At 73.6% G+C, this 24,928-nt stretch carries 23 protein-coding genes and 1 pseudogene; 6 read left to right on the forward strand and 18 right to left on the reverse strand.

Annotated features, from left to right (window positions below; genetic code table 11):
* Nucleotides 1-20 precede the first annotated feature (20 nt).
* The 5 genes from AW27_RS01610 to AW27_RS01630 form a co-directional block, all read right to left on the reverse strand.
* Nucleotides 21-389 (reverse strand): tyrosinase family oxidase copper chaperone, encoded by a 369-nt coding sequence (locus AW27_RS01610; RefSeq protein ID WP_037917204.1) that lies wholly within the window; start codon nt 387-389, stop codon nt 21-23.
* A gap of 59 nt (nt 390-448) precedes the next feature.
* Nucleotides 449-988, reverse strand: coding sequence for a GNAT family N-acetyltransferase (locus AW27_RS01615; RefSeq protein WP_037917202.1), 540 nt, complete (start codon nt 986-988; stop codon nt 449-451).
* Between the two features lie 152 nt (nt 989-1,140).
* The gene (locus AW27_RS01620; protein WP_304949822.1) at nt 1,141-2,262 is read right to left on the reverse strand and encodes an acyl-CoA dehydrogenase family protein; all 1,122 of its coding nucleotides are present in this window, start codon (nt 2,260-2,262) and stop codon (nt 1,141-1,143) included.
* On the reverse strand, nt 2,259-3,464 hold the full coding sequence (locus AW27_RS01625; protein WP_037917196.1) for an acyl-CoA dehydrogenase family protein: 1,206 nt from the start codon (nt 3,462-3,464) through the stop codon (nt 2,259-2,261). The genes AW27_RS01620 and AW27_RS01625 overlap by 4 nt, the downstream gene beginning before the upstream one ends.
* Nucleotides 3,461-4,435: an NADPH:quinone oxidoreductase family protein gene (locus AW27_RS01630; RefSeq protein WP_037917194.1), complete on the reverse strand. Its 975-nt coding sequence runs from the start codon at nt 4,433-4,435 to the stop codon at nt 3,461-3,463. The genes AW27_RS01625 and AW27_RS01630 overlap by 4 nt, the downstream gene beginning before the upstream one ends.
* 244 nt (nt 4,436-4,679) lie before the next feature.
* Here AW27_RS01630 and AW27_RS01635 point away from each other — a divergent pair, with 244 nt between their 5' ends.
* Both AW27_RS01635 and AW27_RS01640 read left to right on the forward strand, forming a co-directional pair.
* A complete protein-coding gene (locus AW27_RS01635; RefSeq protein WP_052030139.1) occupies nt 4,680-5,786 on the forward strand; it encodes a hypothetical protein in 1,107 nt (368 codons plus the stop codon).
* A gap of 206 nt (nt 5,787-5,992) precedes the next feature.
* Nucleotides 5,993-6,247 (forward strand): annotated as a pseudogene (locus AW27_RS01640) (SDR family NAD(P)-dependent oxidoreductase); the annotation flags it as partial.
* Nucleotides 6,248-6,256: 9 nt separating this feature from the next.
* Here AW27_RS01640 and AW27_RS01645 read toward each other — a convergent pair.
* The 4 genes from AW27_RS01645 to AW27_RS01660 all read right to left on the reverse strand — a co-directional run bounded on the left by AW27_RS01645 (nt 6,257) and on the right by AW27_RS01660 (nt 10,996).
* Nucleotides 6,257-7,021: a PIG-L deacetylase family protein gene (locus AW27_RS01645; protein ID WP_037917192.1), complete on the reverse strand. Its 765-nt coding sequence runs from the start codon at nt 7,019-7,021 to the stop codon at nt 6,257-6,259.
* Between the two features lie 249 nt (nt 7,022-7,270).
* Nucleotides 7,271-8,575, reverse strand: coding sequence for an alpha/beta fold hydrolase (locus tag AW27_RS01650; RefSeq protein WP_037918400.1), 1,305 nt, complete (start codon nt 8,573-8,575; stop codon nt 7,271-7,273).
* Between the two features lie 272 nt (nt 8,576-8,847).
* A complete protein-coding gene (locus AW27_RS01655; RefSeq protein ID WP_037917190.1) occupies nt 8,848-9,933 on the reverse strand; it encodes an S-(hydroxymethyl)mycothiol dehydrogenase in 1,086 nt (361 codons plus the stop codon).
* A gap of 73 nt (nt 9,934-10,006) precedes the next feature.
* Nucleotides 10,007-10,996 (reverse strand): LysR substrate-binding domain-containing protein, encoded by a 990-nt coding sequence (locus tag AW27_RS01660; RefSeq protein ID WP_037917188.1) that lies wholly within the window; start codon nt 10,994-10,996, stop codon nt 10,007-10,009.
* A gap of 71 nt (nt 10,997-11,067) precedes the next feature.
* Between AW27_RS01660 and AW27_RS01665 the strand changes: the two genes are divergently transcribed.
* Nucleotides 11,068-12,213: a dihydrodipicolinate synthase family protein gene (locus AW27_RS01665; protein ID WP_078555946.1), complete on the forward strand. Its 1,146-nt coding sequence runs from the start codon at nt 11,068-11,070 to the stop codon at nt 12,211-12,213.
* Nucleotides 12,214-12,550: 337 nt separating this feature from the next.
* Entirely contained in the window at nt 12,551-13,294 is a 744-nt protein-coding gene (locus tag AW27_RS01670) for a transglycosylase SLT domain-containing protein (RefSeq protein ID WP_037917187.1), read from the forward strand.
* On the opposite strand, the gene AW27_RS01675 is transcribed toward AW27_RS01670, so the two are convergent.
* The 6 genes from AW27_RS01675 to AW27_RS01700 all read right to left on the reverse strand — a co-directional run bounded on the left by AW27_RS01675 (nt 13,291) and on the right by AW27_RS01700 (nt 20,307).
* Nucleotides 13,291-14,217 carry a phytoene/squalene synthase family protein gene (locus AW27_RS01675; protein ID WP_052030138.1) on the reverse strand — a complete coding sequence of 309 codons (927 nt, stop codon included), beginning with the start codon at nt 14,215-14,217 and terminating at the stop codon, nt 13,291-13,293. The genes AW27_RS01670 and AW27_RS01675 overlap by 4 nt on opposite strands.
* Before the next feature lie 102 nt (nt 14,218-14,319).
* Nucleotides 14,320-16,020, reverse strand: a complete 1,701-nt coding sequence (locus tag AW27_RS01680) for a serine/threonine-protein kinase (RefSeq protein WP_037917185.1) — start codon at nt 16,018-16,020, stop codon at nt 14,320-14,322.
* Nucleotides 16,021-16,047: 27 nt separating this feature from the next.
* Nucleotides 16,048-17,670, reverse strand: coding sequence for a peptide-N4-asparagine amidase (locus AW27_RS01685; protein WP_037917183.1), 1,623 nt, complete (start codon nt 17,668-17,670; stop codon nt 16,048-16,050).
* Nucleotides 17,671-17,742: 72 nt separating this feature from the next.
* The gene (rraA, locus tag AW27_RS01690) at nt 17,743-18,222 is read right to left on the reverse strand and encodes a ribonuclease E activity regulator RraA (protein WP_037917181.1); all 480 of its coding nucleotides are present in this window, start codon (nt 18,220-18,222) and stop codon (nt 17,743-17,745) included.
* 313 nt (nt 18,223-18,535) lie between these two features.
* Nucleotides 18,536-19,435 (reverse strand): DMT family transporter, encoded by a 900-nt coding sequence (locus AW27_RS01695; RefSeq protein ID WP_172671263.1) that lies wholly within the window; start codon nt 19,433-19,435, stop codon nt 18,536-18,538.
* Entirely contained in the window at nt 19,432-20,307 is an 876-nt protein-coding gene (locus AW27_RS01700; protein ID WP_037917179.1) for a phosphatase PAP2 family protein, read from the reverse strand. The genes AW27_RS01695 and AW27_RS01700 overlap by 4 nt, the downstream gene beginning before the upstream one ends.
* 152 nt (nt 20,308-20,459) lie before the next feature.
* Here AW27_RS01700 and AW27_RS01705 point away from each other — a divergent pair, with 152 nt between their 5' ends.
* The gene (locus AW27_RS01705; RefSeq protein ID WP_037917177.1) at nt 20,460-21,092 is read left to right on the forward strand and encodes a TetR/AcrR family transcriptional regulator; all 633 of its coding nucleotides are present in this window, start codon (nt 20,460-20,462) and stop codon (nt 21,090-21,092) included.
* 154 nt (nt 21,093-21,246) lie between these two features.
* On the opposite strand, the gene AW27_RS01710 is transcribed toward AW27_RS01705, so the two are convergent.
* Both AW27_RS01710 and AW27_RS01715 read right to left on the reverse strand, forming a co-directional pair.
* Complete coding sequence (locus AW27_RS01710) at nt 21,247-21,798, reverse strand: TerD family protein (RefSeq protein WP_052030137.1); 552 nt, start codon at nt 21,796-21,798, stop codon at nt 21,247-21,249.
* Between the two features lie 131 nt (nt 21,799-21,929).
* Nucleotides 21,930-23,006, reverse strand: coding sequence for a hypothetical protein (locus AW27_RS01715; protein ID WP_370466452.1), 1,077 nt, complete (start codon nt 23,004-23,006; stop codon nt 21,930-21,932).
* Nucleotides 23,007-23,266: 260 nt separating this feature from the next.
* Here AW27_RS01715 and AW27_RS01720 point away from each other — a divergent pair, with 260 nt between their 5' ends.
* Nucleotides 23,267-24,076: a glutamate ABC transporter substrate-binding protein gene (locus tag AW27_RS01720; RefSeq protein WP_037917170.1), complete on the forward strand. Its 810-nt coding sequence runs from the start codon at nt 23,267-23,269 to the stop codon at nt 24,074-24,076.
* A 70-nt stretch (nt 24,077-24,146) separates the two neighbouring features.
* Here AW27_RS01720 and AW27_RS01725 read toward each other — a convergent pair whose 3' ends face one another.
* The gene (locus AW27_RS01725; RefSeq protein WP_037917168.1) at nt 24,147-24,713 is read right to left on the reverse strand and encodes a DJ-1/PfpI family protein; all 567 of its coding nucleotides are present in this window, start codon (nt 24,711-24,713) and stop codon (nt 24,147-24,149) included.
* Nucleotides 24,714-24,928 lie beyond the last annotated feature (215 nt).

Here is a 24,928-nt window from a genome sequence, read left to right on the forward strand (position 1 = left end):
CTCCCGTTCCCGTGGGTCTGTCAGCCGTGGTGCGGGGCTGCGAACGCCAACTGGTTCGTGCCCAGTTCGTCGACCGCGGCACGGGCCAGTTCCAGTGGGGTCGGATAGGACTGGAAGTGGTTGATGCCGCTCAGGTAGCTGCCGTCGGCCCGCCGCATGACGTGCAGCGGGCGGCCGTCGATGCGTACCCCGGCGACGTCCACGGCGATGTGCCGGCCGCGGTAGGTCTCCTCCTCGGCGAGCGGTGCCGGCGTGAGGGTCTGCCGGGGCCGGCGGGCCCGCAGTACGGGGGCCAAGGCCGCGCCCGTCCCGGCCAGCACGGCCGCGGTGAACGCCGTACGCAGAAGCGCGCGTCGGGTCAGTGGTGCGGCGGCGGTTGCTGCGGACATGCGGTCTCCCTCGCTCGGTGGCCGGCGGCTACGGGTCTAACGCCGCGCGGCGGGCGAGGTCACCGGTCGGCGCCGCGGAGCCGCTTGTAGAAGAAGGTCGTCGGGTGCAGCCGGCCCTCCGGGTCGGCGGCGTAGTCGGGGATGGTGCCGGCCTGTGCCCAGCCGGCGGACCGGTAGACCTGCTCGGCGCCGCTGCCGGTCTCGGTGTCCAGGAACAGCAGCAGCACCCCGGCCCGGACCGCCTCGGCCTCGGCGTGCGCGAGGAGGGCGCGGGCGGTACCCCGGCCGCGGGAGTCCGGGTGGACCATGAGCTTGCGCAGCTCGGCGCGGTGGCGACCGTTCGGCTTGGACTCCCGGTACCAGCTGACGGTGCCGTCGACGGGACCGCCGGCGCCGGTGCGGGAGACCCACAGGGCGAGGGATCCGTCCTCGACGGCGGGCAGCAGGGAGTCCCACCAGGCGGCTGCGGCCCCGTGGTCGAGGTCATCGAGGAAACCCAGTGAGGAGCCGTCGCGCACCACGGCGAGCAGCAGGGCGGCGAGTTCGTCGCGGTGGGTGCGCAGTCCGGTCGCGGACAGCGGGGTGATCACGGCGGTCATGCAGAGAGCATAGGAAACGCTCGGGGACCTGCCGCCGGCGGTCCGGGCGCAGGGGGCAGGGGGCAGGACAGGGTCGTTGTGCCCCGCCCCGCCCCGCCGTGCCGCGGCCCCGCCGTGCCGGACGATGCCGGCCCGGCACGGGAGGGACGGGCCTACGCGGGGAGTTCCGCGAAGTCGGCCACCAGGCCCCGGTGGTGACCGGCCGTACCGAGGGCCAGGGAGTCGGCCTTGGCCCGCTTGAGGTACAGGTGGGCCGGGTGCTCCCACGTCATGCCGATGCCTCCGTGGAGCTGGACGCATTCCTCCGCGGCGCGGACGGCCACCCCGGAGCAGTAGGCCTGGGCGACGGCCACCGTGAGGGGCGCGTCCGGGGCAGCGGTGGCGAGGGCGTCGGCTGCAGCCCTGGCCGCCGCACGGGCGGAGGCCACGTCCAGCCAGAGCCGCGCCAGGCGGTGCTTGAGGGCCTGGAAGGAGCCGACGGGCCGGTTGAACTGGTAGCGCCCCCTGACGTGCCGGACGGTCTCGGTCAGGCACCATTCGGCCAGCCCGACCTGCTCGGAGGCGAGCAGCCCCGCCGTGCAGAGCAGCGCTCCGGCGACGGCCGCCCGGGCTGTCGCGGGGTCCGCGAGGCGGGTGCCCGGAGCCGCTTCCAGGGTGACGGTGGCGAGCGGGCGGGTCAGGTCCAGCGCGACCACAGGGTTCACGGTGGCGGCCCCGGCCGGGACCGCGTACAGCCCGGTGTCGGCCAGGACCAGCAGGACGTCGGCGGCCACCGCGTCCGCCACGGCGGTGACCCTGCCGGTCAGGATCCCCCCGCCGGCGTCCCGTACGGGGGTCGGCAGACGGCCGCCGGGGGCGAGGGTCAGCGGCACGGCCGGGGCACAGACGGTGCGTCCGCAGGCCAGTTCCGCCAACAGCGGGGCGGCTTCGGCGGTGTCACAGGCGAGGAGGATCTCCGTGGCGAGCACGGCACTGGTGAGATACGGGACGGGCGCCACGGCCCGGCCCAGCTCTTCCAGCACCACGGCCGCCTCCCGGTGCCCCGCACCCAGCCCGCCGAGCTTCTCGGGTACGAGGAGCCCCGCCGTGCCGATCTCGACGGCCAGGGTGTGCCACAGGGCCGGGTCGTGCGGCCGCCCCGTCTCGGCCCCGGCGAGGACCGCCGTGGCGTGGCAACGGTCGGCGAGGAGCGAGCGTACGGTGGCGCGCAGTTCCTCCTCGGCCTCGGAGTACAGGAGGTCGGCCGGGGTCGCGGGAGCTGCCGGTGCCGTCATCGGGACAGGTCCTTCCAGGCGAGGTCCTTGTCGTCGCGCGGCTCCGGGGGCAGGCCGAGGACGCGTTCGGCGACGATGTTGAGGAGGATTTCGCTCGTGCCGCCCTCGATGCTGTTGCCCTTGGCGCGCAGGTAGCGGTAGCCGGCATCGCGGCCGGTGAAGTCGACCAGCTCGGGGCGGCACATGGTCCAGTCCCCGTACAGGAGGCCTTCCTCGCCGAGGAGTTCGACCTCCAGACCGCTGATCTCCTGGTTGAGACGGGCGAAGGTCAGCTTCATGCCCGACCCCTCGGGGCCGGGCTGGCCTGCGGCGAGTTGCTGGCGCAGCCGCTCCCCGGTGAGGCGGGCGACCTCGGCCTCGACCCACAGTTCCAGCAGGCGCTGGTGGAGGGCATGGGTGCGCAGTCCGGGGCGTTCGCGCCAGACCGCGGCAACGGGTGCGATCATGCCGCCTTCGCGGGGGATGCGCATGCCGCCGATGGAGACGCGCTCGTTCATCAGGGTGGTGCGGGCGACCTCCCAGCCCTGGCCGACGGCGCCGAGGCGGTGGGTGTCGGGGATGCGGACGCCGGTGAGGAAGACCTCGTTGAACTCGGCCTCGCCCGTGAGCTGGCGCAGCGGCCGTACCTCGACCCCGGGGTGGTGCATGTCGCAGAGGAAGTAGGTGATGCCCTGGTGTTTGGGCAGCGCGGGGTCGGTGCGCGCGACGAGGATGCCCCAGCGGGCGGTGTGGGCGCTGGAGGTCCACACCTTCTGGCCGTCGACGATCCACTCGCCCGCGCCCTCGTCGAGGACGGCGCGGGTGGCGAGCGCGGCGAGGTCGGATCCCGCGCCGGGCTCGCTGAAGAGCTGGCACCAGACCTCCTCGCCGGCCCACAGGGGGCGCAGGAAGCGACGCTTCTGTTCTTCGGTGCCGTAGGCGAGGATCGTGGGGGCGGCCATGCCGAGGCCGATGCCGATCCGGCGGGGGTCGTTGTCGGGGGCGCCGGCGGCCTCCAGTTCGGCGTCGACGACGGCCTGGAGGGCGCGCGGCGCGGCGAGCCCGCCGAGACCCTCGGGGTAGTGCACCCAGGCGAGTCCGGCGTCGAAGCGGGCGCGGAGGAACTCGGTGCGTCCGGTGCCGGCCGGCGGGTGCGCGGCGAGCAGGTCCCGGGTACGGGCGCGCAGCGCCTCCGCAGGGGTGTGGGCGGCGTCGGCGGTCATCGGGCCGCCCCGTCCAGGTCCGGTACGACGACCAGGCGGCCGGTGGTGGTCCCGTCGGCGAGCCGCTGCACGGCGTCTGCGGCCGCTGCGAGCGGGAGGCGTTCACTGACCAGCGGTCTGACCGCGCCTTCGGCGGCGAGCCGGGTGAGCTCGGTGTGGCAGGCGAGGACGGCGGCGGGGTCCTTGGCCGCGTACAGGCCCCAGTGCAGACCGAGTACGGAGTAGTTCTTGACCAGGGCGTGGTTTAGGGCGGGGGTGGGGACGGTGCCGCTGGCGAAGCCGACGACGACGATCCGGCCCTCGAAGGCGACGCATTTGGTGGAGGCGTTGTAGGCGTCCCCGCCGACGGGGTCGTAGACGACGTCGGCGCCGCGTCCGCCGGTGAACTCCTTCACCTGGGGGGCGATTTCCTCAGCCGTGCGGTCGATCACCAGGTCGCAGCCGAGTGCTTCGGCGGTGCGGGCCTTGTCCTTGCCGCCGACGACCCCGATGACGGTGGCGCCGGCGGCCTTGCCCAGCTGGACGGCGGCGCTGCCGACGCCGCCGGCGGCGGCGTGCACGAGGAGGGTCTCGCCGGCCCGGAGGCGGGCGCGGCGGTGCAGGCCGAACCAGCCGGTCTGGTAACCGATGTGGAGGGCGGCCGCCTCCGCGTCGTCGAGGGTGTCCGGAGCGGGCAGCAGCGCCCGGGCGGGCGCGGTGACGTACTCGGCGAACCCGCCGTGCGGCAGGCTCGGGTTGGCGATGACGCGCCGGCCGTCCTCGGTCTCTCCGCAGACCTCGACGCCGGGGGTGAAGGGCAGCGGCGGTGTGATCTGGTACTGCCCGCGGGCGAGTAGCGCGTCGGGGAAGTTGACGTTGGCCGCGAGGACCCGGAGTCTCACCTCGCCCTCGCCGGGGACGGGTTGGGGAACCTCTTCGAGGCGCATGGCCTCACGGGGCTCACCGGGGGTATGTACTCGCCATGCCTGCATCCGGGGCCTCCAGCCGCCGTCGAGGAACCACGCTCCGGGCGCATACTAAGCGGTCGCTTGCCCTCTTGTGAACCGCCGGGCCGTGGAGGCGCGCCATGGAGACCGGCCGCGGACGGCGCCCGACCGGGAACACCACGCGCCATTCAGGCCACACCCGCCGCACCTTCAGGCAAGATGTGGCGTGCACGTGTCATGACTCAACGGGGAACAGCACCTGTCCAGGGGGACCGCCATGAGAAGAACCATGTCCGCGATCGCAGCCGCCGCCGTCCTGGCCGGCCTGGTCACCGCGGCCGGCCCGGCCGCCGCCGCGGGCGACGCGAAATGCACGCCGAAGATCCAGGTGCTCGACTCGATCGGGGACGAGTCGTACATGCGCGACATGCTGCGCAGCCAGGGCGTGTTCGACCTCGGCGCGGACGGCCTCGCCGTCGGCGTCTCGGGCCACAAGCCCGTCTACTGGACCGGCACCACCTTGCACCCGGTCCCGCTGGCGGACCCGAACGCGACGGGGCAGGTGATCGCCGTCAATGCGCACGGCCTGATGGTGGGCATGCTGCGTACCTCCGGTGGCCTGTCCCTCTTCACCTACCGGGTGGGCGACGCGGCGATCACGCCACTGCCGGACAGCTACGGCTACGACAAGGAGGCCGACGTCAACGACGCCGGGTACGTGGCCTACCGCTCGGACGGCGGGGTCGCCACCGTATGGAAGGACGGCCGGAAGGTCCGCGAGCTGTCCCTCCCGGCCGACGCCGGCCCGGGGATGCAGACCACGATGGTCACCGGCATCAACAACCACGGCGACGTCCTCGGCATGGCGACGCAGGACTACGAGGTCCCCGAGACCGGCGAGCACGTGGAACGCACCTACCCGGTGCTGTGGCCGGGGGACGGCACCGCCGCCCGGTTGCTGGATCCCACGATGAACGAAAGCTACGTCCAGGACCTCGACGAGAGCGGCCGGGTCGTCGGCTACGACTGGGCCGGACCGTGGCACGAGTACCGCACGTGGGTCTGGGAGCCTCCGCTCGGCAGCCCGGGCAGCACTCCCGGGGGGCTGAGCTCGCACCCGTACGCGACCTTCGAGGCCATCAGCCCGACCACGAACGTCAGCGTCGGCACGGCCAAGTTCCACCCGGACGCGATGACGCTGCCGGACCAGGCGCTGCTGCGGTCCGGCTCCGGCCCGGTCAAGGCCCTGCCGCGGCTGGCCGCGGGCGGCGCGAGCATGGCGGAGGCCGTGTCGGACACCGACCTGGTCGGCGGAGCGGCCGTGAACGCCAAGGGCAAGCTCAAGCCGGTGATCTGGACCTGCGCGACCAAGCAGGCGTACAACCCCGGCAGCTAGTGCGCTGACCGCACCGGTTCGCCAGGTCGGTGCCCATGATCCCGCGCCGATCGGAGGCGACGACACGTCCGATCGGCGCCGCAAGGGTATCGCCACGCCCTGGACGGCCTTGAAGGACATCCTCGCGTTGGTCGTTTCCGGGCGGATCAGCAGGAGCTGCCGCCCGGGGATGGCGATCCGATGGCCCGCGCGCTATCGATGGGCGCATGGAGAACCCTCAGCGCGGGCTGCCCGCACCGCCACCGCTCGGTGCCGCCGCCCTGCCCCCCGGTACGTACGCGGGGCAGGTGGTCCTCGTGACCGGCGGCGGCACCGGCCTGGGCAAGGCCGTGGCCCCCGAGTTCGCGCGACTGGGCGCCGATCTGCTGATCGCGGGCCGCCGCCCCGAGCAGCTCAAGGCGGCGCGGCGGGAGCTGCCGGCCGTGCCGGGCGCCAGCCGGGTGGCCGCCGCCGTCTGCGACATCCGGAGGTCAGCGGGGGAAGACCTCGAACGCTACCGCCGGGCGCCCGCCGAACCGCGCCGCCACCCGCTCTGCGTTCCCGGTGAGGAACGTGCGAACGTACTCCTCGGGGTCCTGGTCCGTCAGCGCCTCGATGTAGGCCCGGTGCTCCATCAGGGAATGCACCGAACGCTCCAGGCCGGGACCGGCATCGGCCGCGTGGGTGGGCGTGCTCGTCCCGGCCACTGCCACCCAGCGGACCCCGTTCCACGGTTCCAGGCCCTGCTCGGAGACGAGCTCCGGGAAGATCCAGCGGTTGCCCGCGTCGGCGGCTGCGTCCAGCGTGGCCCGGCCAACGGCCTTGTGGTCCGGGGTGTTCCAGAAGCCGCCACCCTGCTCCCCGCCCCACGTGTCACGGTGGTTGAGGGTGATGACCAGCTCGGGGCGGTGCCGGCGGACGGCAGTCGCGATGTCCCGGCGCAGGCCGAGTCCGTACTCGACGATCCCGTCGCGGTGGTCGAGGAACTCCACTGCTGACACCCCGACCACGGCGGCGCTCGCACGCTGCTCGGCCTCGCGCAGCGGGGCGCAGTCGGCGGGGGCGAGGGAGTCGATGCCTGCCTCCCCGCGGGTGGCCAGGAGGTAGACCACCTCGCGGCCGCCGTCGGTCCAGTCGGCGATCGCGGCCGCGCACCCGTACTCCAGGTCGTCCGGGTGGGCGACGACGGCGAGGGCGCGCTGCCAGTCGGTGGGCATGGGCTCCAAGGGGGCCTGCTGATCACGTTGTTCGGTCATGCGTCGCACCCTAGGTGAAGGGGCCGCCACCGGCCGGTAGCGGCCCCCTCGGAAGCCGATCCCGCCCGCACGGCATCCCCCGGTGGCCCCGGTGGCCCGTCTTCCGCCGCTGCGCGACGCGCGGCCGGTGGGTAGGGTCCCACAGGGGCCCGCACCCCCCGCCAGCCGCACACCCCAGCCGCGTGATCAACTTCCGCTGAAGTGATGATTCGGGGCGCCCCGCACGTCCTCGACCTGCGAGGACACCGGTCATGCCGCGTCGTGCACGAGGGCCAGCAGGCGATCCAGGACGCGGGTGCCGCCCGCGCGCAGGCCGTCGTGCTCGAACTCGTCCGTCACCCAGGTCCGCAGGCCCCGGACGGCACGGGCCGTGCTCAGCGCGTGCTCCGTGTCCACGTACATGTCGTCGTGGTAGACCGCGGCCGCCACCGGCACCTCGTTGGCCGCCAGCCGCTGCGGATCGTAGAGGGGCTGCCAGCCCGTACGGGCGGCCAGCAGGTCGGCGGTCTCGCGCAGCGGGGCGAGCGCCGGGTCGGTGGTGAAGTGCCAGGGGTGGATGGTCTCGCCGGTGAAGAGCAGGGGGGCATCGCCCGCGAGGGCCTTGCGGGCGTCGAAGCGGGGGTGTTCCGCCAGGACCCGGTCGGCGGCCCAGTCGGTGGGCGCGGCCGGGTCCTGGGCGTAGATCGCCTCGTGGAGCAGTGCGTAGAGGGGGTGCCCGGCGAAGGAGAGGTGGGAACGAGTGCCTTCCAGGAAGGCGTCGGAGAGGGCCGGTCCGGCAGGAGTGGGGACGAAGGCGTCCTCCAGCAGGTAGTGCAGCTGGTGGCTGCCGTCGCCGCTGCCGAGGAGGATGCCGAGGGACTGGAAGGCCTCGACCGTCAGGACATGGCCGCCGGGAATTTCGGCCGGCTGTTCCGCGAGGTGGGTGGCGATCCGGCGGGCCCGCTCGGCGTCCATCGGGTAACGGGCGTAGTGCGCTGCATTCTTGCGCTCAATGCGCGGGCAGGCGGCCCGATAGACCTCGTCGGCGGTGGCGGTCAGCGCGGGCAGGCCGCCGGTGATCAGGGCGGCGGCGAGCCCCTCAGGAGCGCTGGAGAGGTAGCGGACCGTGCAGAAGCCGCCGAAGCTCTGGCCGAGCACGGTCCAGGGTGCACCGCCGGTGAGGCCGGGGCGGATCATCTCGGCGTCGCGCACGATGGAATCCGCCCGGAAGTGGGCAAGATGGTCGGCCTGCTCGGCGGGGGTGCCACGCAAGGGCAGTGTCTGCCGGTTCAGCGGGGTTGACCGGCCGGTGCCGCGCTGGTCCAGGAGGAGCACCCGGTAGTCCTGGAGGGCCCGCTCCAGCCAGGCCTGGCGGCCGACGAAGCGGCGGGCGCCGAAGCCCGGGCCGCCCTCCAGGTACAGCAGCCAGGGCAGGGTCTGCGGATCCTTGCCCGTGGCGACCACCTCGCGGCCGTACAGCTCGATCCGCTCCCCGTCCGGGCGCGCGTGGTCCAGGGGGACGGAGAACCGGTGGTCGGTGAGGACCGTGCCGGGCTGACGGTAGCGGTGGACGATGGTCACGGACGGCCCCCAGGGATACGAGGTACGGAAGTTCCGTGCCCCGGCCGGGTGAGGCGCCGGCGGGCACGGCGGTCCGCCCGAGTCTAGGGGCGCCCCGAGGGTGTCGTGCCGGTCGGGCCGACCGGCACGACACCGGCTGCGGGGTGTCCGGGACAGGGGCTGGACGCGATCCCCTGCCCCGGTCGCCTTCCGCGGGTGCGCGGAAGGCGACCGGGGTGCGCGGAAGGCGGTGGCCGGGCCTCCGGAGCCGCAGCTGCCTGGACGGGTCAGAACTCGACGACCGAGCGGAGCACCTCGCCGCGCTCCATCCGGGTGAAGGCGTCCTCGACCCCGTCGAGCGGGATGGTTTCGGAGACGAAGGCGTCCAGGTCGAGCCGCCCCTGCAGGTAGAGGTCGATCAGCAGGGGGAAATCCCGCTCGGGCAGGCAGTCGCCGTACCAGGAGGACTTCAGGGCGCCGCCGCGGCCGAAGACGTCCAGGAGGGGGAGTTCGAGCTTCATCTCCGGGGTGGGCACGCCGACCAGGACCACCGTCCCGGCCAGGTCGCGGGCGTAGAAGGCCTGCTGGTAGGTCTCGGGACGGCCGACGGCGTCGATGACGACGTCGGCTCCGTTGCCGCCGGTCAAAGCCTGGACCGCCTTCACGACGTCCTCGGTGCGGCCGTTGACGGTGTGTGTGGCGCCGAGGCCGCGGGCCCATTCCAGCTTCCGGTCGTCCAGGTCCACCGCGATGATCCGCGAGGCGCCCGCGAGCCTGGCGCCGGCCACGGCCGCGTTGCCCACTCCCCCGCAGCCGATGACGGCGACGGAGTCGCCGCGCCCGACGTTCCCGGTGTTGAGGGCGGCGCCGAGGCCGGCCATCACGCCGCAGCCGAGGAGTCCGGCTGCGGCGGGGGACGCGGCCGGGTCCACCTTGGTGCACTGACCGGCCGCGACCAGGGTCTTCTCGGCGAAGGCGCCGATCCCGAGGGCCGGGGAGAGCGGGGTGCCGTCCTCCAGTGTCATGGGCTGGGTGGCGTTGTGCGTGGCGAAGCAGTACCAGGGGCGCCCGCGTTTGCAGGCCCGGCAGGTCCCGCACACCGCTCGCCAGTTGAGGACGACGAAGTCGCCCGGCGCCACGGAGGTGACGTCCGGCCCGACCGACTCGACGATTCCGGCGGCCTCGTGGCCGAGCAGGAAGGGGAACTCGTCGTTGATCCCGCCTTCGCGGTAGTGCAGGTCGGTGTGGCAGACCCCGCAGGCCTGCACCCGGACGAGCGCCTCCCCCGGTCCCGGGTCGGGCACGAGGATCGTCGTCGTCTCCACCGGTGCGCCCTTGCTCCGGGCGATGACCCCTCGTACTCGATGTGTCACGTCGTACCCCGCTCTGATCGGTTCGGTATGGATCAACGAACGTACACGGACGGCACCCGGTAAGGGAGTTGTGTCACGCTTCGGCGCGCGACCCGGCTAGATCCGGTGGTAGGGCGGCGCGAACTGCGGCGCCGAAGGCGGCCACGGCGGGGTGGGCGGCGGCCCCGCTGCGGAAGGCGAGGCCGGTGCGCCGCTGCATCACCAGCCGGGTGAGGCGCACCGCCGGGTCGGGGCGGCCCGCCACCCCGAGCTGGGGTACGACCGCCACGCCCTGGCCCGCCGCGACCAGCGCGAGCACGGTCGCGAAGTCGTCGACCTGGTGGCGCACCCGGGGGGTGAACCCGGCCGCCTGGCAGGCCCGTGTCGTCATGGTGTGGCAGAGGGTGCCGTCCGTGGCGGTGATCCAGGGGGACCTGGCGTGCGTACGCAGGGCCGCGCCCTGGTCGGGCGCCGGGGGCGGCTGCGGGAGGTCCCCGGCGGCCGCCCGGCCGCCCGGCGGGCCCGACCCCCCGGCCGCCCCGGGACTCCCGCCGGTCGGCTCGGCCAGGTACATCGCCTCGCCGTACAGGGGCTCGGTGTCCAGCCCCGGCTCCCGCTCGGCGGGTACGAAGTCGTACGCGTGGACCAGTGCGACGTCCAGGTCCCCGGCCCGCAGGGCATGGGCGACCGCCGCCGGGTCGGTCTCGCAGAGCATGGGTTCGAGCCCCGGGTGGCGACGGGCGAGGGTCATCAGGGCAGCCGGGACGATCGCGCGGGTCGCGGTGGGGAAGGCACCGATCCGCAGGGCGCCGGCGAGGCCCCCGCGGGCCTCGGCGAGGTCGGCGTCCGCCTGCTCCAGCCGCTCCAGGACCGCCTCGGCGTGCCGCACCAGGTTCTGCCCGGCCGGGGTGAGCCGCACCCGCCGGCCGGTGCGCTCCAGCAGGGGCAGGCCGGCCTCCCGTTCCAGCACGCCGAGCTGCTGGGACACCGCCGAAGGGCTGAAGCAGAGGGCCTCGGCCACAGCGGCGATCGTGCCGCGGCAGGCGAGTTCGCGCAGCAGGCGCAGGCGCCGTACATCGAGCATCGGCTCAGCTTACGCAGGGAGTAAGAAACGTGAACTGGATTCGATGCTCACGGGCGGTGAGGCTCGTGCGCATGACACAGAACACCTCACAGGACACCTCACAGAACGCGTCCCGGAACACGTCAGGGAACACCGCAGCGGTCCCGCTCCACGGGATCCACGTACCGCTCGTCACTCCCTTCACCCTCACCGGGGAGATCGCCGCCGAGGCCCTGGAGGGGCTCGCTCACGCGGTGCTCGACGGGGGCGCCACCGGGATCGTCGCCCTCGGTACGACCGGGGAGGCGGCCTGCCTCGACGAGGCGGAGCGCGAACGCGTGACCGGTGTGTGCGCCCGGGTGTGCCGGGAGCGCGGGGCCCTGCTGACCGTGGGGGCGGGGGCGGTCGGCACCCGGGCCGCGGAGGCCTCGCTGGCGGGTCTGGCTCGGTGGCCACGCGCGGGGGCGGCTCTCGTCACCGTCCCGTCCTTCGTGCGGCCTTCGCCGGCCGGAGTGTTGGCGCACTTCGGGCGGCTGGCCAGGGTGAGTCCCGTACCGCTGGTCGTCTATCACATCCCGCACCGCACGGGGCAGCCGCTGGACGCCGCCGCGCTGCGGGCCCTCGGTTCGCTGCCCGGGATCGCCGGGGTGAAGTACTCCACCGGCAGCATCGACCAGGACGCGGTGGAACTGCTCGGCGACCGGCCGGCCGGCTTCCAGGTGCTGGCCGGGGACGACCTGTACGTGTCACCGATGCTCGCCATGGGCGCGTCGGGCGGGATCCTGGCCTCGGCCCACCTCGCGACGGAGCGGTTCGCGGAGCTGGCCGAGGCCTGGCGGGCGGGGAACGCGGTCCATGCCCGGGCACTGGGGCACGCACTGGCCGGGCTGTCGGCGGCGCTCTTCGCCGAGCCCAATCCGGCCGTCGTCAAGGGCGTGCTCCACGCCCAGGGCCGCATCCCGGCCGCCGCCGTGCGGCTCCCTCTGCTCCCGGCCTCGGATGCGGCGGTGGCATCCGCCCTGGAGCGGCTGGAGCGGCTGGAGCGGCCGGCGGGGCCGGAGCGGCCGGCAGGGCTGGCGGGGCCGGAGCGGCCGGCAGGGCTGGCGGGGCCGGAGCGGCCGGCGGGGCTGGACGCACCCTCTCCCGAGGGGAGCGCGGGGGCCATCGGCGCCGCGAAGGGAAGTCAGCTCCGGGAGGGGGAAATCGGCGCCGGAAAGAGTGCCGGATGGGCGTTTTGACCTCTACGCGCGAGTCGCCCGAATAAGCCCACCAGGTACCGGACTTACCCCTATTGACCCGCGGCGGTCCAGCTGGTGATGTCAGTCACGCGGGACACGTCAACATCATTTCCCCCGAGAGGCCGATTCCCTTTTCCCGGAAAGGGAATCGGCCTTTCCGTCGAGATGCCCACAAGGTCATTTCCGGTGCGGATAGCGGGATGTCGATCTATGGGTGGAATTCGGGGCTTGTTCCCGCCCGGCGGGCTCACCTACGGTCACCTCACTCCAGGTGACGGGCGGCCCCGTACGGCCCCGCCATCCGGATCTCCCGTCCCCCCACGTGAGGAATTCCGCCATGCCTGCAAAGGGTAAGCGCCGTCGGCCGAAGCAGAACCCGATCACCCGTAAGCTGGCCCTCGCCGGCACAGGTGGCGCGGCCCTCACGCTCCCGCTGATCAGCGCGACGACCGCAGGAGCGGTCGGGACGAGCGCGCCGGCAGCGGCGGTGACCAGCGTCACCGCGGCCACCGCGGTGAACGTGGCGGCGACCCCTCCCACCACGTATTCCGTGGTCGCCGGCGACACCCTTTCGGAGATCGCCGCGGACCACTCCCTCAGCGGCGGATGGAAGCAGCTCTACGAGGCGAACCGTGCGGTGGTCGGCGACAACCCTTCGGTCATCCGACCCGGAATCAAGCTGAAGATCGTCTCCCAGGCGAAGACCGCCACGGCCGCCACCGCCGCGTCCAAGACCGCCGCCAAGCCGGCAGCCTCCTACCCGAACAATCTCGACGGGTGGATCCGCGAATCCCTCGACGTGATGGCCAAGCACGGAATCCCCGGCAGCTACAACGGAATTCACCGCAATGTGATGCGGGAGTCCTCGGGCAACCCCAGGGCGATCAACCTGTGGGACATCAACGCCCGGAACGGAATTCCCTCCAAGGGACTGCTCCAGGTCATCGACCCGACCTTCAAGGCCTACCACGTGCCCGGCACTTCGCTGGACTCCTACGACCCGGTCGCCAACATCACCGCGGCCTGCAACTACGCGGCCGCCCGCTACGGCTCCATCGACAACGTCAACGGCGCCTACTAGCGGCTGCCGGTGCGGGCGGGGCCCCGGCCGCCGGCCGCGGCACGCAGGAGGATCCGCAGGGGCGCGGTGAGGCCGTAGCCCACGTCGCGGCGCAGCGCGCCGGCACCGGCCCGCTCGACGGCGGCCAGCTGGTGGGCCATCAGGTCCACCATGGTGACGATGACGGGGCGGAGTCCCGGCTCGGCGAGGTCGAGGATGCCGTGGGTCGCGTCGAGGGCCGTCCGGGCGCGCCGGGTCTCGGCGGCGAGGAGGGCCCGTACGGCAGGGGTGTCACGTGCCGCCTCCAGATCGGCCCGGGTCACAGAATGCTCGTCGAGGCGGGCGCGCGGGAGGCAGAGCCGGCCGTCGGCCAGGTCGCCGTGGAGGTCGGCGAGGAAGTCGACGCGCTGGGCCGCGTCGACGAACCGGCGCCAGCCTGCGGCCTGTTCGGGATCCGGGCCGCCCTGGTACTGCAGGCCGGTGAAGACGAGGACCCCGGGCCAGGCGTACGCGTCGAGGTAATGCTGGAAATCCGCTTCGTCGGCGAAGCCGTCGAAGGCCGCCTCCGCGGTGGCGGCGCCCGCCAGGAAGCGGGACACCCAGTGCCCGGGCAGCCCCCGGGAGTGCACGGCATGGGCGTAGGCCCGCAGCACGGGATCGGGGCTGTCCCCGGATTCCAGCGCGGCCTCGACCCGTGCGGTCAGCGCGGCGAGGGCGGAGGCCCGTTGCTGTGGGGTGCCGGTCTCGGCCACGTCGTCGACGAGGTTCATGAAGGCGAGACCGGCGGCGAGGGCCGGTACCAGCGGCGGCGCGGCGAGCAGTCGCAGCGCCAGGTACGGCGCGGGTTCGCGGCGGAGCACCCGGCGGGCGGCGTGGGTGTAGTCGTCCCGCAGCGGGGGGCCGGATATCCCGGCCGCCGTGAGGGTGGTGCGCCAGCTGGGCATGGTGGTGAGGCTCCTCGGTGTGCGCGTGGAGGGAAGTGCGGGCGCGCGGACGCGCCCTCGTTCGGCTGCGGAGCCGTGCGGCCCGGTGCGGGCCCGGGCCGGTCAGGTGGCGGTGACCTTCCTCAGGCTGCCGTCGGTCTTCCACAGGACATAGCCGCCACGGCCGTACTCGTCGCTGAGGTAGGTGCGGATCGAGGGGACCTGGTCCATCATCCAGGGGTCGACGATGACGTGGCGCGAGGTCGGCTTCTCGACCTTCAGGTCCTTCTGGGATTGCTCCAGCATGCCGGGCAGCGCGTCCCAGTTGACCGTGGCCATGTCGATCAACGGCTCGCCCTCCTCGACTGTGCCGTCCGGTCCGGTGCGCGAGGCGACGCCGTCCCGGTACTGCCAGGAGTCGACGGTCTCGGCTCCGGCCGCGGTGGGGATGGAGGCCAGGATGTAGCCGTCGTAGAGCGTCATGTCGACGAAGGTGGTCGTCCCCGTCGCCTTCTTGAACGCCTCCAGGGCGGTGCGGATGTTCCCCGGCGTCATCATGCTGCCCCGGGGCGCGTCCGCCGTCTGCGCGCTCGCTCCGGGCGTGGGGGCCGAGACGGCGTTCCGCCCGGACGGCGCGGCGGAGGCGCCGGCCGCGCGCGTCGCGGCACCGCCCGTCGCCTCGTCGTCGCCGGAATTGCCGTCGGGCAGCAGCTGGACGATGCCGGCGATCGCTGCCGCCAGGACCGCGGTGACCACGGCGCCGATGAGGGCCGGACGCCTGCGCGCGGATGATGCCACCGGTAGCGGTGCGGTCGGAGCCGCGTAGGGAGAGCCTCCGGAACCGTAGGGCGGCGGGACGGGCGGGGTGTGCGGGGCGCTGTTCGGCGCGTAGGGGCCGAACTGCCCGTACGGGCCGGGCACGGCCGGGGAGGCGGCGGGCGGCGCGGAGGCGGCCGCGGGGCCGGCGCCCGCATCGAGAGCGGCGCTCGCGTCCCGGAGCAGGTGTTCCAGCTGTGCTCCGTCGGGGCGCGTGGCCGGGTCCCGCACGAGCAGCCGTTCCAGTACGGGCCCCAGCGGGCCGGAGCGCACCGGCGCGGGGATGGGCTCGTCGAGTACGGCGACGACGGTGGCCAGGCTGGTGGCCCGGCGCAGCGGGTGGCTCCCCTCGGCGGCCACGTAGAGCAGCATGCCGAGCGACCACAGGTCGGAGGCGGCCAGCCCCTCCTCCCCGCGGACCCGCTCGGGCGCGATGTACTCCGGGGAGCCGATCAGCACACCCGTCGCGGTGAGCGCGGTGGAGTCGTGCAGCGCGGCGATGCCGAAGTCGGTCAGCACGGCCGACCCGTCGGGGCGCAGCAGCACGTTGGCGGGCTTCACGTCACGGTGGAGGATCCCCTCGGCGTGCGCGGCGCGCAGCGCGGACAGCACGTCGAGGCCGAGCCGCGCCACCTCGGCGGGCGGCATGGGGCCGGACTCCAGGCGGTCGTGCAGGGAGCCTCCCCGGACCATCTCCATGACGATCCACGGGTGCGCGTCCGTGCCGTCCGCGGGCTCGACGATGTGGTGGATCGTCACGACGTGGGGGTGGGCGAGGCGGGCGAGGGCGCGTGCCTCGCGGACGGCACGTTCACGCATCTGTTCCGCGAGGCCGGGCTGGGCGGCTGCGGTCGCCGGGTCCGGCGGGCGCACCTCCTTGAGAGCCACTTCTCGGTGCAGGGCGATGTCGCGCGCCCGCCAGACGGTACCCATGCCGCCGCTGCCCAGGGGCGCGACCAGTTCGAAGCGCCCGTCGATCAGCCGTCTGCCGGCCTCACTCGTGTCCATGGCGGATCATCGTAAGTGCCGCCGCGGTCAGCAGCGCCGCCGGTCCACCGTGACCGTTCCCTGGACGGCGGTCACCGTGCGGTCGTAGCACCCGCCGGGCACCTGCGCCCCGTACAGCCGGTGTCGGACGGTGGTGGTGGCGACCGCGTGGCGCTGGTCGCGCGGGACGTTCGCGGTGTAGGTGGCGTCGCCGGTGTACCGGTCGTCGAGCCGGGAGGTCCCGATGGTCCGGCCGCCGCGCAGGGTGACGGTGTCCGCGTGGTCGCCCAGGGTCAGGACCGTGCGCAGGCGGTCGCCCGCGCCGAGGGTGGTCTCGCCGTCCATGGTGTAGGTGCGGCCTGTCCGGGTGGTCGTCGGTCCGTGCGTCACGCTCTCGTCGTCGGTCCAGGCCGCGGTCAGCGCGTCGCGGCTCTCGCCCTCGGTCCAGCGGTGGGCGGAGGTGTGGTGCACGGAGCGGCTGACGGTGGTGGCCACCCGGCCGCGGGAGGTGTTGAGGTATCCGGCGGTGGTCAGCCGGTGGCCGCCCTCGGTGTCCACCCGGTGCAGTTCGCCCGGGACTGCGGGGGTCCAGCGGGAGTGGCCCGTCGGGGCGCTCTCCTCGTGCCGGGTGAGGGCGCCGGTGACGACCCGGCGGGCCTCGTCCTGCCAGAGCAGCAGGTTGGTGGGGGTGCTCCAGCCGCTCTGCCCGGCGGGCAGCCCCGCGACGGTCACCTCGATGCGGTGCGGGCGGCCGTCGTTGAGGAGGGCGGCGTAGGGCGTGAGGTCGTAGCGGATCGGCTGGACGTCGAAGGCGCGCGGGCCGGGGGTGACGTACCAGAGGAAGGGGTTGGACCAGCCGCCGGTCCAGACGGTGGGGAAAGGCGCGGCGATGCCGGCGAGCCGCCCGTCGACGAGGACGCGGACCTCGCGGTGGGGGCCGCCGTCGGCCGTGCAGGAGTACGGGGTTCCGGCGGGGGTGGTCAGATACCAGTACTCCTCGCAGCCGCCGCCGGAGCCGGTGGCGTACACCTCGGCGAGCAACCGTTCGGTGTTGCGCGGAGTGGTGATCGTCGGCGTGATGAGGGGCAGCACCCGGTCGGGGGTATCGGGTGCGGGGGTGCGTCCGTCGGCCGCGTAGAAGGTCAGGGTCACCGTGACGTCGATGACGCCGGTGTAGGTGTCGTTCACGACGTTGCCGATGAGCATCTCGACGGGCTGCGGGCGGGCGAGGGTGTCGCGGTAGCGGGTGACGTCCTTCTCGACGGACCAGGCGATGCCGTCGGGCGAGGGCTGGGGCGTCGAGGTGCGCAGGATCTCCACACCGCCCAGGGAGAGGTGGCCCAGGCGGTCGTACTGGCGGCCCTTGACCTTGCCGTCGAGGCGGAGCACCACTGCGGCCCAGTCGGCCGCGCCGCAGGCGGTGGGGGGCGTGTAGTGGCCGCGGAAGGGGGTGAAGTCGCGGAACCGGGCCTGCGCGAGGGTCACCCGGCAGGACCGGGTGGCGGGCTTGGTGACGGGCGGAGCGGCGGTGAGGGGGTCGTGCCAGTCGGTGCCGAACTCGGCGGGCGGCGGGTCGGCCGGTGGCAGCCCCTGCGCGGGACCCGCGGCGGCCAGGGTGCCGGCGGCCAGCGCGAGCGCTCCGAGCAGGCCCGTGATCCTGTGTCGTCTCATGGACCGGCAGTGAAACCCGGTGCGCCGGGCGGCGGCCAGGCCCCAAGGGCCGGACCTGGCCGGTTCCGGTCGTCAGCCGCGCAGGACGACCACTCCGTCGTCGTCCGCGTGGACGGTGTCCCCGGTGCGGAAGGTGACCCCGCCGATGGTGACGGGCTCGTCCACGGCGCCGGCGCCGGTCTTGCCGCTCTTGCGGGGGACGGTGCCCAGGGCCTTCACACCGAGGTCGAGCCCGCCGAGGGCGACGCTGTCGCGGACTGAGCCGTTGATGATCAGGCCTGCCCAGCCGTTGCGTTCGGCGGCGCCGGCGATGAGGTCGCCGACCAGGGCGGTGTGCGGCGAGCCGCCTCCGTCCACGACGAGGACGGCGCCCCCGCCCGGAGCGTGAAGCAGTTCGCGCAGCAGGGCGTTGTCCTCGTGGCAGCGGACCGTCCGCACGGGGCCGGCGAAGAGCCTGCGGCCGCCGAACTGCCGGAATCCGGTGGTGCAGATGCCGAGGGCTTCGCCGTGCTCGTCGTACAGGTCTGCGGTGGGGACAGGGGTGACGCTCATGTCGGTACCGGTTCCTCGCTACTCGTTCTCCTGGGTCGCGCCGTGCGGACAGGGTAGGGGGCCGGGCCTTGCCTCGCCGGCGGGGGCGGGGGCGGTGGCGAGGCAAGGCAAGGCCCGACAACGGCCGGAACCCGGCGGGCCCGAGGGCGACGCGCCGGGGATCCGCGCGAGGCGAAACGTTTCCGCGCAGCCTTTCCGCGCAGCCTTTCCGCGCAGCCTTTCCGCGCAGCCTTTCCGCGCAGCCTTTCCGCGCAGCCTTTCCGCGCACCGTTTCCACGGAGCCTTTCCGTGCACCGTCGCGCGGCCCCCGGGATCAGACGGGAACCCGTCCCCCGGGTACGGCCAGTTCGGCCGCGGCGGCCGAAACCCCGGTCGGTGGGGCGCCCGTCGGAGCGGCCGGCGCCCGGGTCAGCAGGACCACGCCCCGCGCCGCCACGAGGGCTCCGGCCCCCGCCAGCACCAGCCCGGCCGGCCCGCCCTGGAGGCGTTCGCCGAGCAGGGCCGCACCGATGGCGGCCGCGGCAAGCGGGTTGGCCAGGTTCACCACGGCGAGCGGGGCGCCGAGCCCGCCGCCCCGGTAGGCCCGCTGCGACAGCAGCATCCCGCCGACCGCGAACATCACGACCAGCAGCGCCACGGCGACGACCCGGACGCTCAGCAGCGATCCCCCGCGGCCGCCCGCGACGGCCACGGTCTGGGTCAGTGCGGAGGCCACCGCGGAGGCCAGCCCGGACGCGGTGGCGTGCCGCAGGCCCGTGCCCGGGTCCCTGACCGCGGTCAGGAGCAGGATCACCGCCGTCGTCGTCCCGGAGACGACCAGCGCCTCGGCCAGCGTGAGGGTGTCATCGGGGGCCGGCCCGGAGGCCGGGAGCAGCAGCAGGCCGAGCCCGACGACGGTGGCGAGGGTCCCACGCCATTCGGTGGCCGCCACCCGGCGTCCGGCCCGGCGCGCCCCCATGGGGACGGCGGCCACCAGGGTGAGCGCGCCGAACGGCTGCACCAGGGTGAGGGGCCCGTAGCGCAGTGCCGCCGCGTGCAGCAGGGCCGCGGCCGCGTTCAGTCCGGCCGACCACCACCAGACTCCGGAGCCCAGCAGCGCCCCCGCGCTGCGCGCGGCGCCGGCGCGGGCCAGCCGTTCCTGGGCGACAGCGCCGGCCGCGTAGGCCACGGCCGAGGCGAGGCAGAGCACGACGGCGAGGGCGGTGTCGTTCACCTTCCCGCTCCCACGGACGCGGCGGTGCTCTCCCGGCGCGGCCCCGCGCGTACGGCGCCCTCGGCTTCCGTGCCGTCCTGGCCGCTTCGGGCCCCCGCGCCCGCGTCCGTGTCGTCCCGGCCGCCCGCCCGCGGCCGCGGGACCACCAGCAGGGCGATCCCGAGGAGAGCGGCGGCCACGGCCGCGTCGAGCCAGTAGTGGTTGGCGGTGCCGACTATCACCAGCAGGGTCACCAGCGGATGCAGCAGCCACAGCATCCGCCAGGGCGAGCTCTTCGCGCCCTTCGCCCCCCGGGTCGCGACGATCACACCGATCGCGAGCATCAGCGCCCAGCCGAAGTGCAGCGAGGGCATCGCGGCGAACTGGTTGGCCAGGGTGTCGGTGTCCGGCGCGGCCCGGTAGACGGAGGGCCCGTAGACCTGACCGGTGTCGACGAGCCCCGCCGTGGGGAGCATCCGCGGGGGCGCCAGGGGATAGGCGAGGTGCAGGACGAGCGCGGCTCCGGTGAGCACGGCGAGCACCCGGCGGGTCCACAGGTAGTGGGCGGGGCGGCGAATGTAGAGCCAGACCAGGAAGAGGGCGGTGGCGGGGAAGTGGACGGCCGCGTAGTAGGTGTTCGCGGTGATCACGAGGGCGTCCCCGTGGAGCAGTAGCCGCTGCACCGCGCCCTCGCCGGGCAGGTGCAGCAGGCGCTCCGCGTCCCAGATCCGGTCCGCGTTGCGGAAGGCCTCGTCGGTGCGGTCGGTCGAGAGCAGTCGGCCCGCCTTGTAGACGATGAAGAAGCCGGCGACGAGCAGCAGCTCGCGTATGAGGCGCCGGCGGGCGGCTCTCGGTCCGCCTGCCGGCCCGGCAGGCGTGGTGTGGGCGGTCATCCCCCGGTCTCTCCTCCTGTTGCGCGCACAGCGACACGCCAGTGTATCGATACATTGTCGTATCGATACGTCGGTGTACCGATACGGTCGCGTTCCCGTACACTTCTCAGCGGAACCAGCAGCCGAGGCGCCCCCGAGGAGAGCCGCAGCCCATGACGTCGACGCCGCCCCCCGCACGCCGCTCCAAGATCACCCCGGAGCGGGAGCAGGAGTTCTACGACGCCGTCCTGGAGCAGCTGCGCGAGCACGGTTACGAGGCCCTGACGATGGAGGGCATCGCCGCCCGGGCCAGCTGCGGCAAGTCCACGCTCTACCGGCAGTGGAAGACCAAGCCCCAGCTGGTGGCCGCCGCCCTGCGCTCCGCACGGCGGGGCACCCTCGCCGCGGTGGACACCGGGACCCTGGCGGGCGACCTGCGCGAGGCGGCCCGGATCGCTGCCGGCACCTCCGGGCGCGACACCCGGCTGACGCAGGCCCTCGGGCACGCCGTCCTCAGCGACGAGGCGCTCCAGGCCGCCCTGCGCGAGGCCCTGGTCGAACCCGAACTGGCCGCCTTCGACGCGATGGTGGAGCGGGCCGTGGCCCGCGGCGAGATCTCCGCGGGCCATCCCGCCGCGGAGTTCCTGCCGGCCCAGCTGATGGGCGTGCTCCGCATCCGGCCGGTATTGGAAGGGCAGTACGCGGACGCCGACTACCTGATCCGGTTCGTGGAGGCGGTCATGCTCCCGTCCCTGGGCCTCGGGCCCGACCGCCCCGCCCGGCCGGCGGCCGGCCAGGCCCCCTGAACCGGCGGGGCGCCGTCCCGGTGACCGGACGGCGCCCCGCCCGCGCTGCCTCGTGGGGACGGCGGCAGCGCGCCACCCGGACCGGGCGGTGGCCACTCACCCCAGTGGCCACCGCCCGCTCTGGGCGGACCCTCGGCGGTCTCCTCCGCCGCACTCAGCGGCCCCCGCCCATGACCCGGGTGAACTCCTCCGGGTCGGCGTCGAAGCCCTCCAGCCGTAGGGCGAAGGACCAGGCACCCGAGGCGTCGCGGGTGAACTCGGCGACGGTGGCGGCGGTGGCGGCGGGCACCGCCGCGAAGTCACCCTGGGCGAGGTCGGTGTGGCCCTCGCGGATCCGGAACCCGGTGCCCGCGACATCGGCGAAGGTCTTCGCCCGGCCCGCGCCACCGCCCGCTCCGACCCGGGTGTCCTGGATGACCACGCCGATCACCACGCGGCCCTTGTCCGGCGCCATCCTGTGCAGTTCGACGGTCATCACCTCGTCGAAGCCGAAGCCCTGGCCGGTGTGGCTGTCCCGGTTGAGGGTGATGGTTCCGTCCGGCGACCGGCTGCCGAAGTGCACGAGTTGGACGGGCGCCCCGTGCGGATCGGCCGCCGGGTAGACCGCGGCGACGATGTCCAGGTCGTTCGCAGGAGTGCCGGCGGGGCTGGGGTCCCACCGCAGCGCGACCTCCACCTTGGCCAGTCCTTTGCGTACACCGGTCACCGAACTCCCCCTTCGTCTGCTGGCATTGCCCTGGCATGATCCCACGGGCGCCGCACCCCGGCCCGAACGGCCGTACTTTCCCGGCCAGTCGGGCCGGCCGGAACGACCGCCGGGCCGCCCTCCACCGCCTGCTACCAGTCGCCGTCCTGTACGGGGCTGCCCGGCCTCGGGGCGTTGCCGAGCGGCTTGACCTGGCCGGGGGCGGGCTCGGCCCACGGGGTGTGGTCGTCGCCGAGCCACTCCCCCACCGGCTTGACCCCACCGAGCACATCGGTCGGCGCCAGATCGGCGGCCGAGTCGTCGTAGTAGTCGAACCACGGCAGCCCGGCCCGGGTGTAGGCGGCGCGGTCGACCGGCGAGGGCGGGGGATCCTCGCCCGTGATGCGGCGCCACGCGGGCGGGGTCACCAGGTGCACGAAGACCCGCGCGGACGGCTCCCCGGCCCAGTCGGACAGCGGGCGCTCGTCCCGGTAGACCTCCTGGCGCATACTGCCGCCGACGCCGAGCCCCATCGCGGGGGCCGCGGGCGCACCCGGCCTGCCGCCCGGACCGGCACCCCGGGGCGCCCCCGGCCCGGCCGGGGCGGGCGGCGCCGCCATCGGCGCGGGGACCGGTCCGCCGAAGCCGCCGCCCGTCGGCGCCGGGCCGGGCGGAGCCCCGTAGAGCCCCCCGCCCTGGGCCGGCGCAGGGGGAGGTACCGGTCGCGCGGCTTCGGCCCGGCGCCACCGCGCCAGCGCCTCGGGGCCCAGCGGGAACACCTGGAGCTGCACGCCGCCGGTGGTCTCCTCACCGGTGACCTGCCCCTCGACCGTGGCACCGAGCCCCAGCGGCACGGCGACGAACTGGCGCACCGTGCCGTCCCCCGAGTTGATCCCGTCCAGCCAGGGCTGCCGGGGCAGCACCGTGTAGTTCTGCGGGGTCCGCGCCAGGCGGCCGCTCCACCGCTCGCCGGAGACGGCGCACACCTTGCCGACGCCGACCTGGAGCGCCGCGGGCGTCCGGGTCCCCCCGAAGCTCAGCCACATGGCCTCGCGCAGGTACACGGGCAGCATCACGCCGCCCTTCGCCAGCCATTCCGGCGGGACCGTGTCGGGGTGGTCCTCGACCCTGCGCAGCGGGAATTCACCCAGTCCCGGCGGCAGCGCATGCGTTCCGCTTTCGGGCAGGCGCAGCGTCCGTATGAACCGGATCTGCACTCCTTCTCCCATAAGCAGTGCATTTCCGTCCACCCGTACCGAACCTGTTCCCACACTCGCCCCTTTCTGCTGGTCAGAGCCGGTTTTACCGAAGCAATGACGGTCAAGCCGGATCGTTATCCTCAAGTTTTGCTCAAATGTAGTGACGCTGCGGCCGCCCGCTTCCTAGCTTCCTCGTACACGTGTCCCGACGTGTCGTACGTTCCCGCGGTTCCACACGCCCGGCGATCCCGGTGACGCGTCCCGCGTTCCCCCCAGGAAAGAGTGCAAGCATGAAGGTTCCCCAGGCCGGCGCGGTCGCCGCAGTGATCGCCCTCGCCCTGACCGCATCCGGGTGCGGTGGTGGAGACGAGGACCAGGGGATCCTTCCCATCGGCATCAAGTTCGACCAGCCGGGCATTGGCATGCGCGAGACCGGTGGCACATTCACCGGGTTCGACGTGGATGTCGCCACCTACGTGGCCAAGGAGCTCGGCTACAAGCCGGAGCAGATCGAGTTCAAGCAGGTCCTGAGCAACGACCGTGAGCTGCTGCTCCAGTACAACGAGGTCGAGTTCGTCGTCGCGAGCTATTCGATCAACGAGAAGCGCAAGGAGAAGGTCGATTTCGCGGGCCCGTACTTCGTGGCCCACCAGGACCTGCTGACCCGCGCCGACGACGCCTCGATCACCAAAGCCGAGGACCTCAACTCCAAGACGATGTGCTCGGTGACGGGTTCGACCTCCGCCGAGAACCTCAAGAAGAACCTCGCCCCGAAGGCGTCCCTGCTGGAGCTCGGCGGCTACTCGGACTGCGTCGTCGCCCTGCAGGAGGGCCGCGTCGACGCCATGACCACGGACAACGCGATCCTGGCCGGATACGCCGCCCGCAAGGGCAACGAGGGCAAGTTCAAGCTGACGGGCCAGAGCCTCAGCAACGAGAACTACGGCATCGGTGTCAAGAAGGGCGAGAAGGAGCTTCAGCGCAAGATCAACGATGCTCTGAAGAAGATGGTCCAGGACGGCTCCTGGGAAGCGGCCGTGAAGAAGAACTTCGGCGCGAACTACAAGCACGAGCCGGCTCCGGCGATCACCACCGGCTGACGCCCGACGCACGGGTGGCCGTGACCCCTTGCCGAAGGGGTCACGGCCACCCGTGCGTCCCGGCCCCGCGTCAGGCCACCGGGGCCTTGCCGCGCAGCACGGTCAGGAACTCCCTCATCCAGCGCGAGTGGTCGGGCCACGCTCTGGCCGAGACCAGGGTGCCGTCGACCACCGTCTCGGAATCCTCGAACCGGGCCCCGGCGGCCTCCATGTCCAGTTCCAGCGCGGGATACGCGGTCACCCGGCGGCCGGCCAGCCCCCCGGCCGCGGCGGTGATGAGCGGGCCGTGGCAGATCTGCGCGATCGGCTTGTCTGCCTCCGTGAAGGCGGCCAGGATGCGCCGCAGCTCGGGATCGTTGCGCAGGTACTCGGGCGCCCGGCCGCCCGGCACGACCAGGGCCGAGTAGTCCTCCGTCACCACGTCCGCGAAGGCCAGGTCGGCCGGCCAGGTGTAGCCGGGCTTCTCGGTGTAGGTGTCGTAACCGTCCTCGAAGTCGTGTACCGCGAAGCGCAGTTGCTTCGCACGCGGCGCCGCGATGTGCACCTCGTACCCCTCCTCGCGCAGACGCTGGTAGGGATACAGCACCTCCAGCGACTCGGCCGCGTCGCCGGTCACGATGAGGATCTTCACTGCCATGGGCTGCTCCAGGTAGGGCTGTGGGCGGTCGGGGCGGCCCCGCCGGGGCCACCGCTACCCTGCCCGCGGCCCTCGGGACGCACACCCCCGGCTTCCACGTTCCCGACACATGCTTTTTGCCTGATGGGCACATGACAATGCGATGCTCCTGTCGCCACCCGATCCCCCGCCGAATCCCCGGGCGGGGACGGTGCGTACGGAGAGGTACCCCCCAC

Source organism: Streptomyces sp. PCS3-D2, assembly GCF_000612545.2.
In the GTDB taxonomy this organism is placed as follows: Bacteria; Actinomycetota; Actinomycetes; order Streptomycetales; family Streptomycetaceae; genus Streptomyces.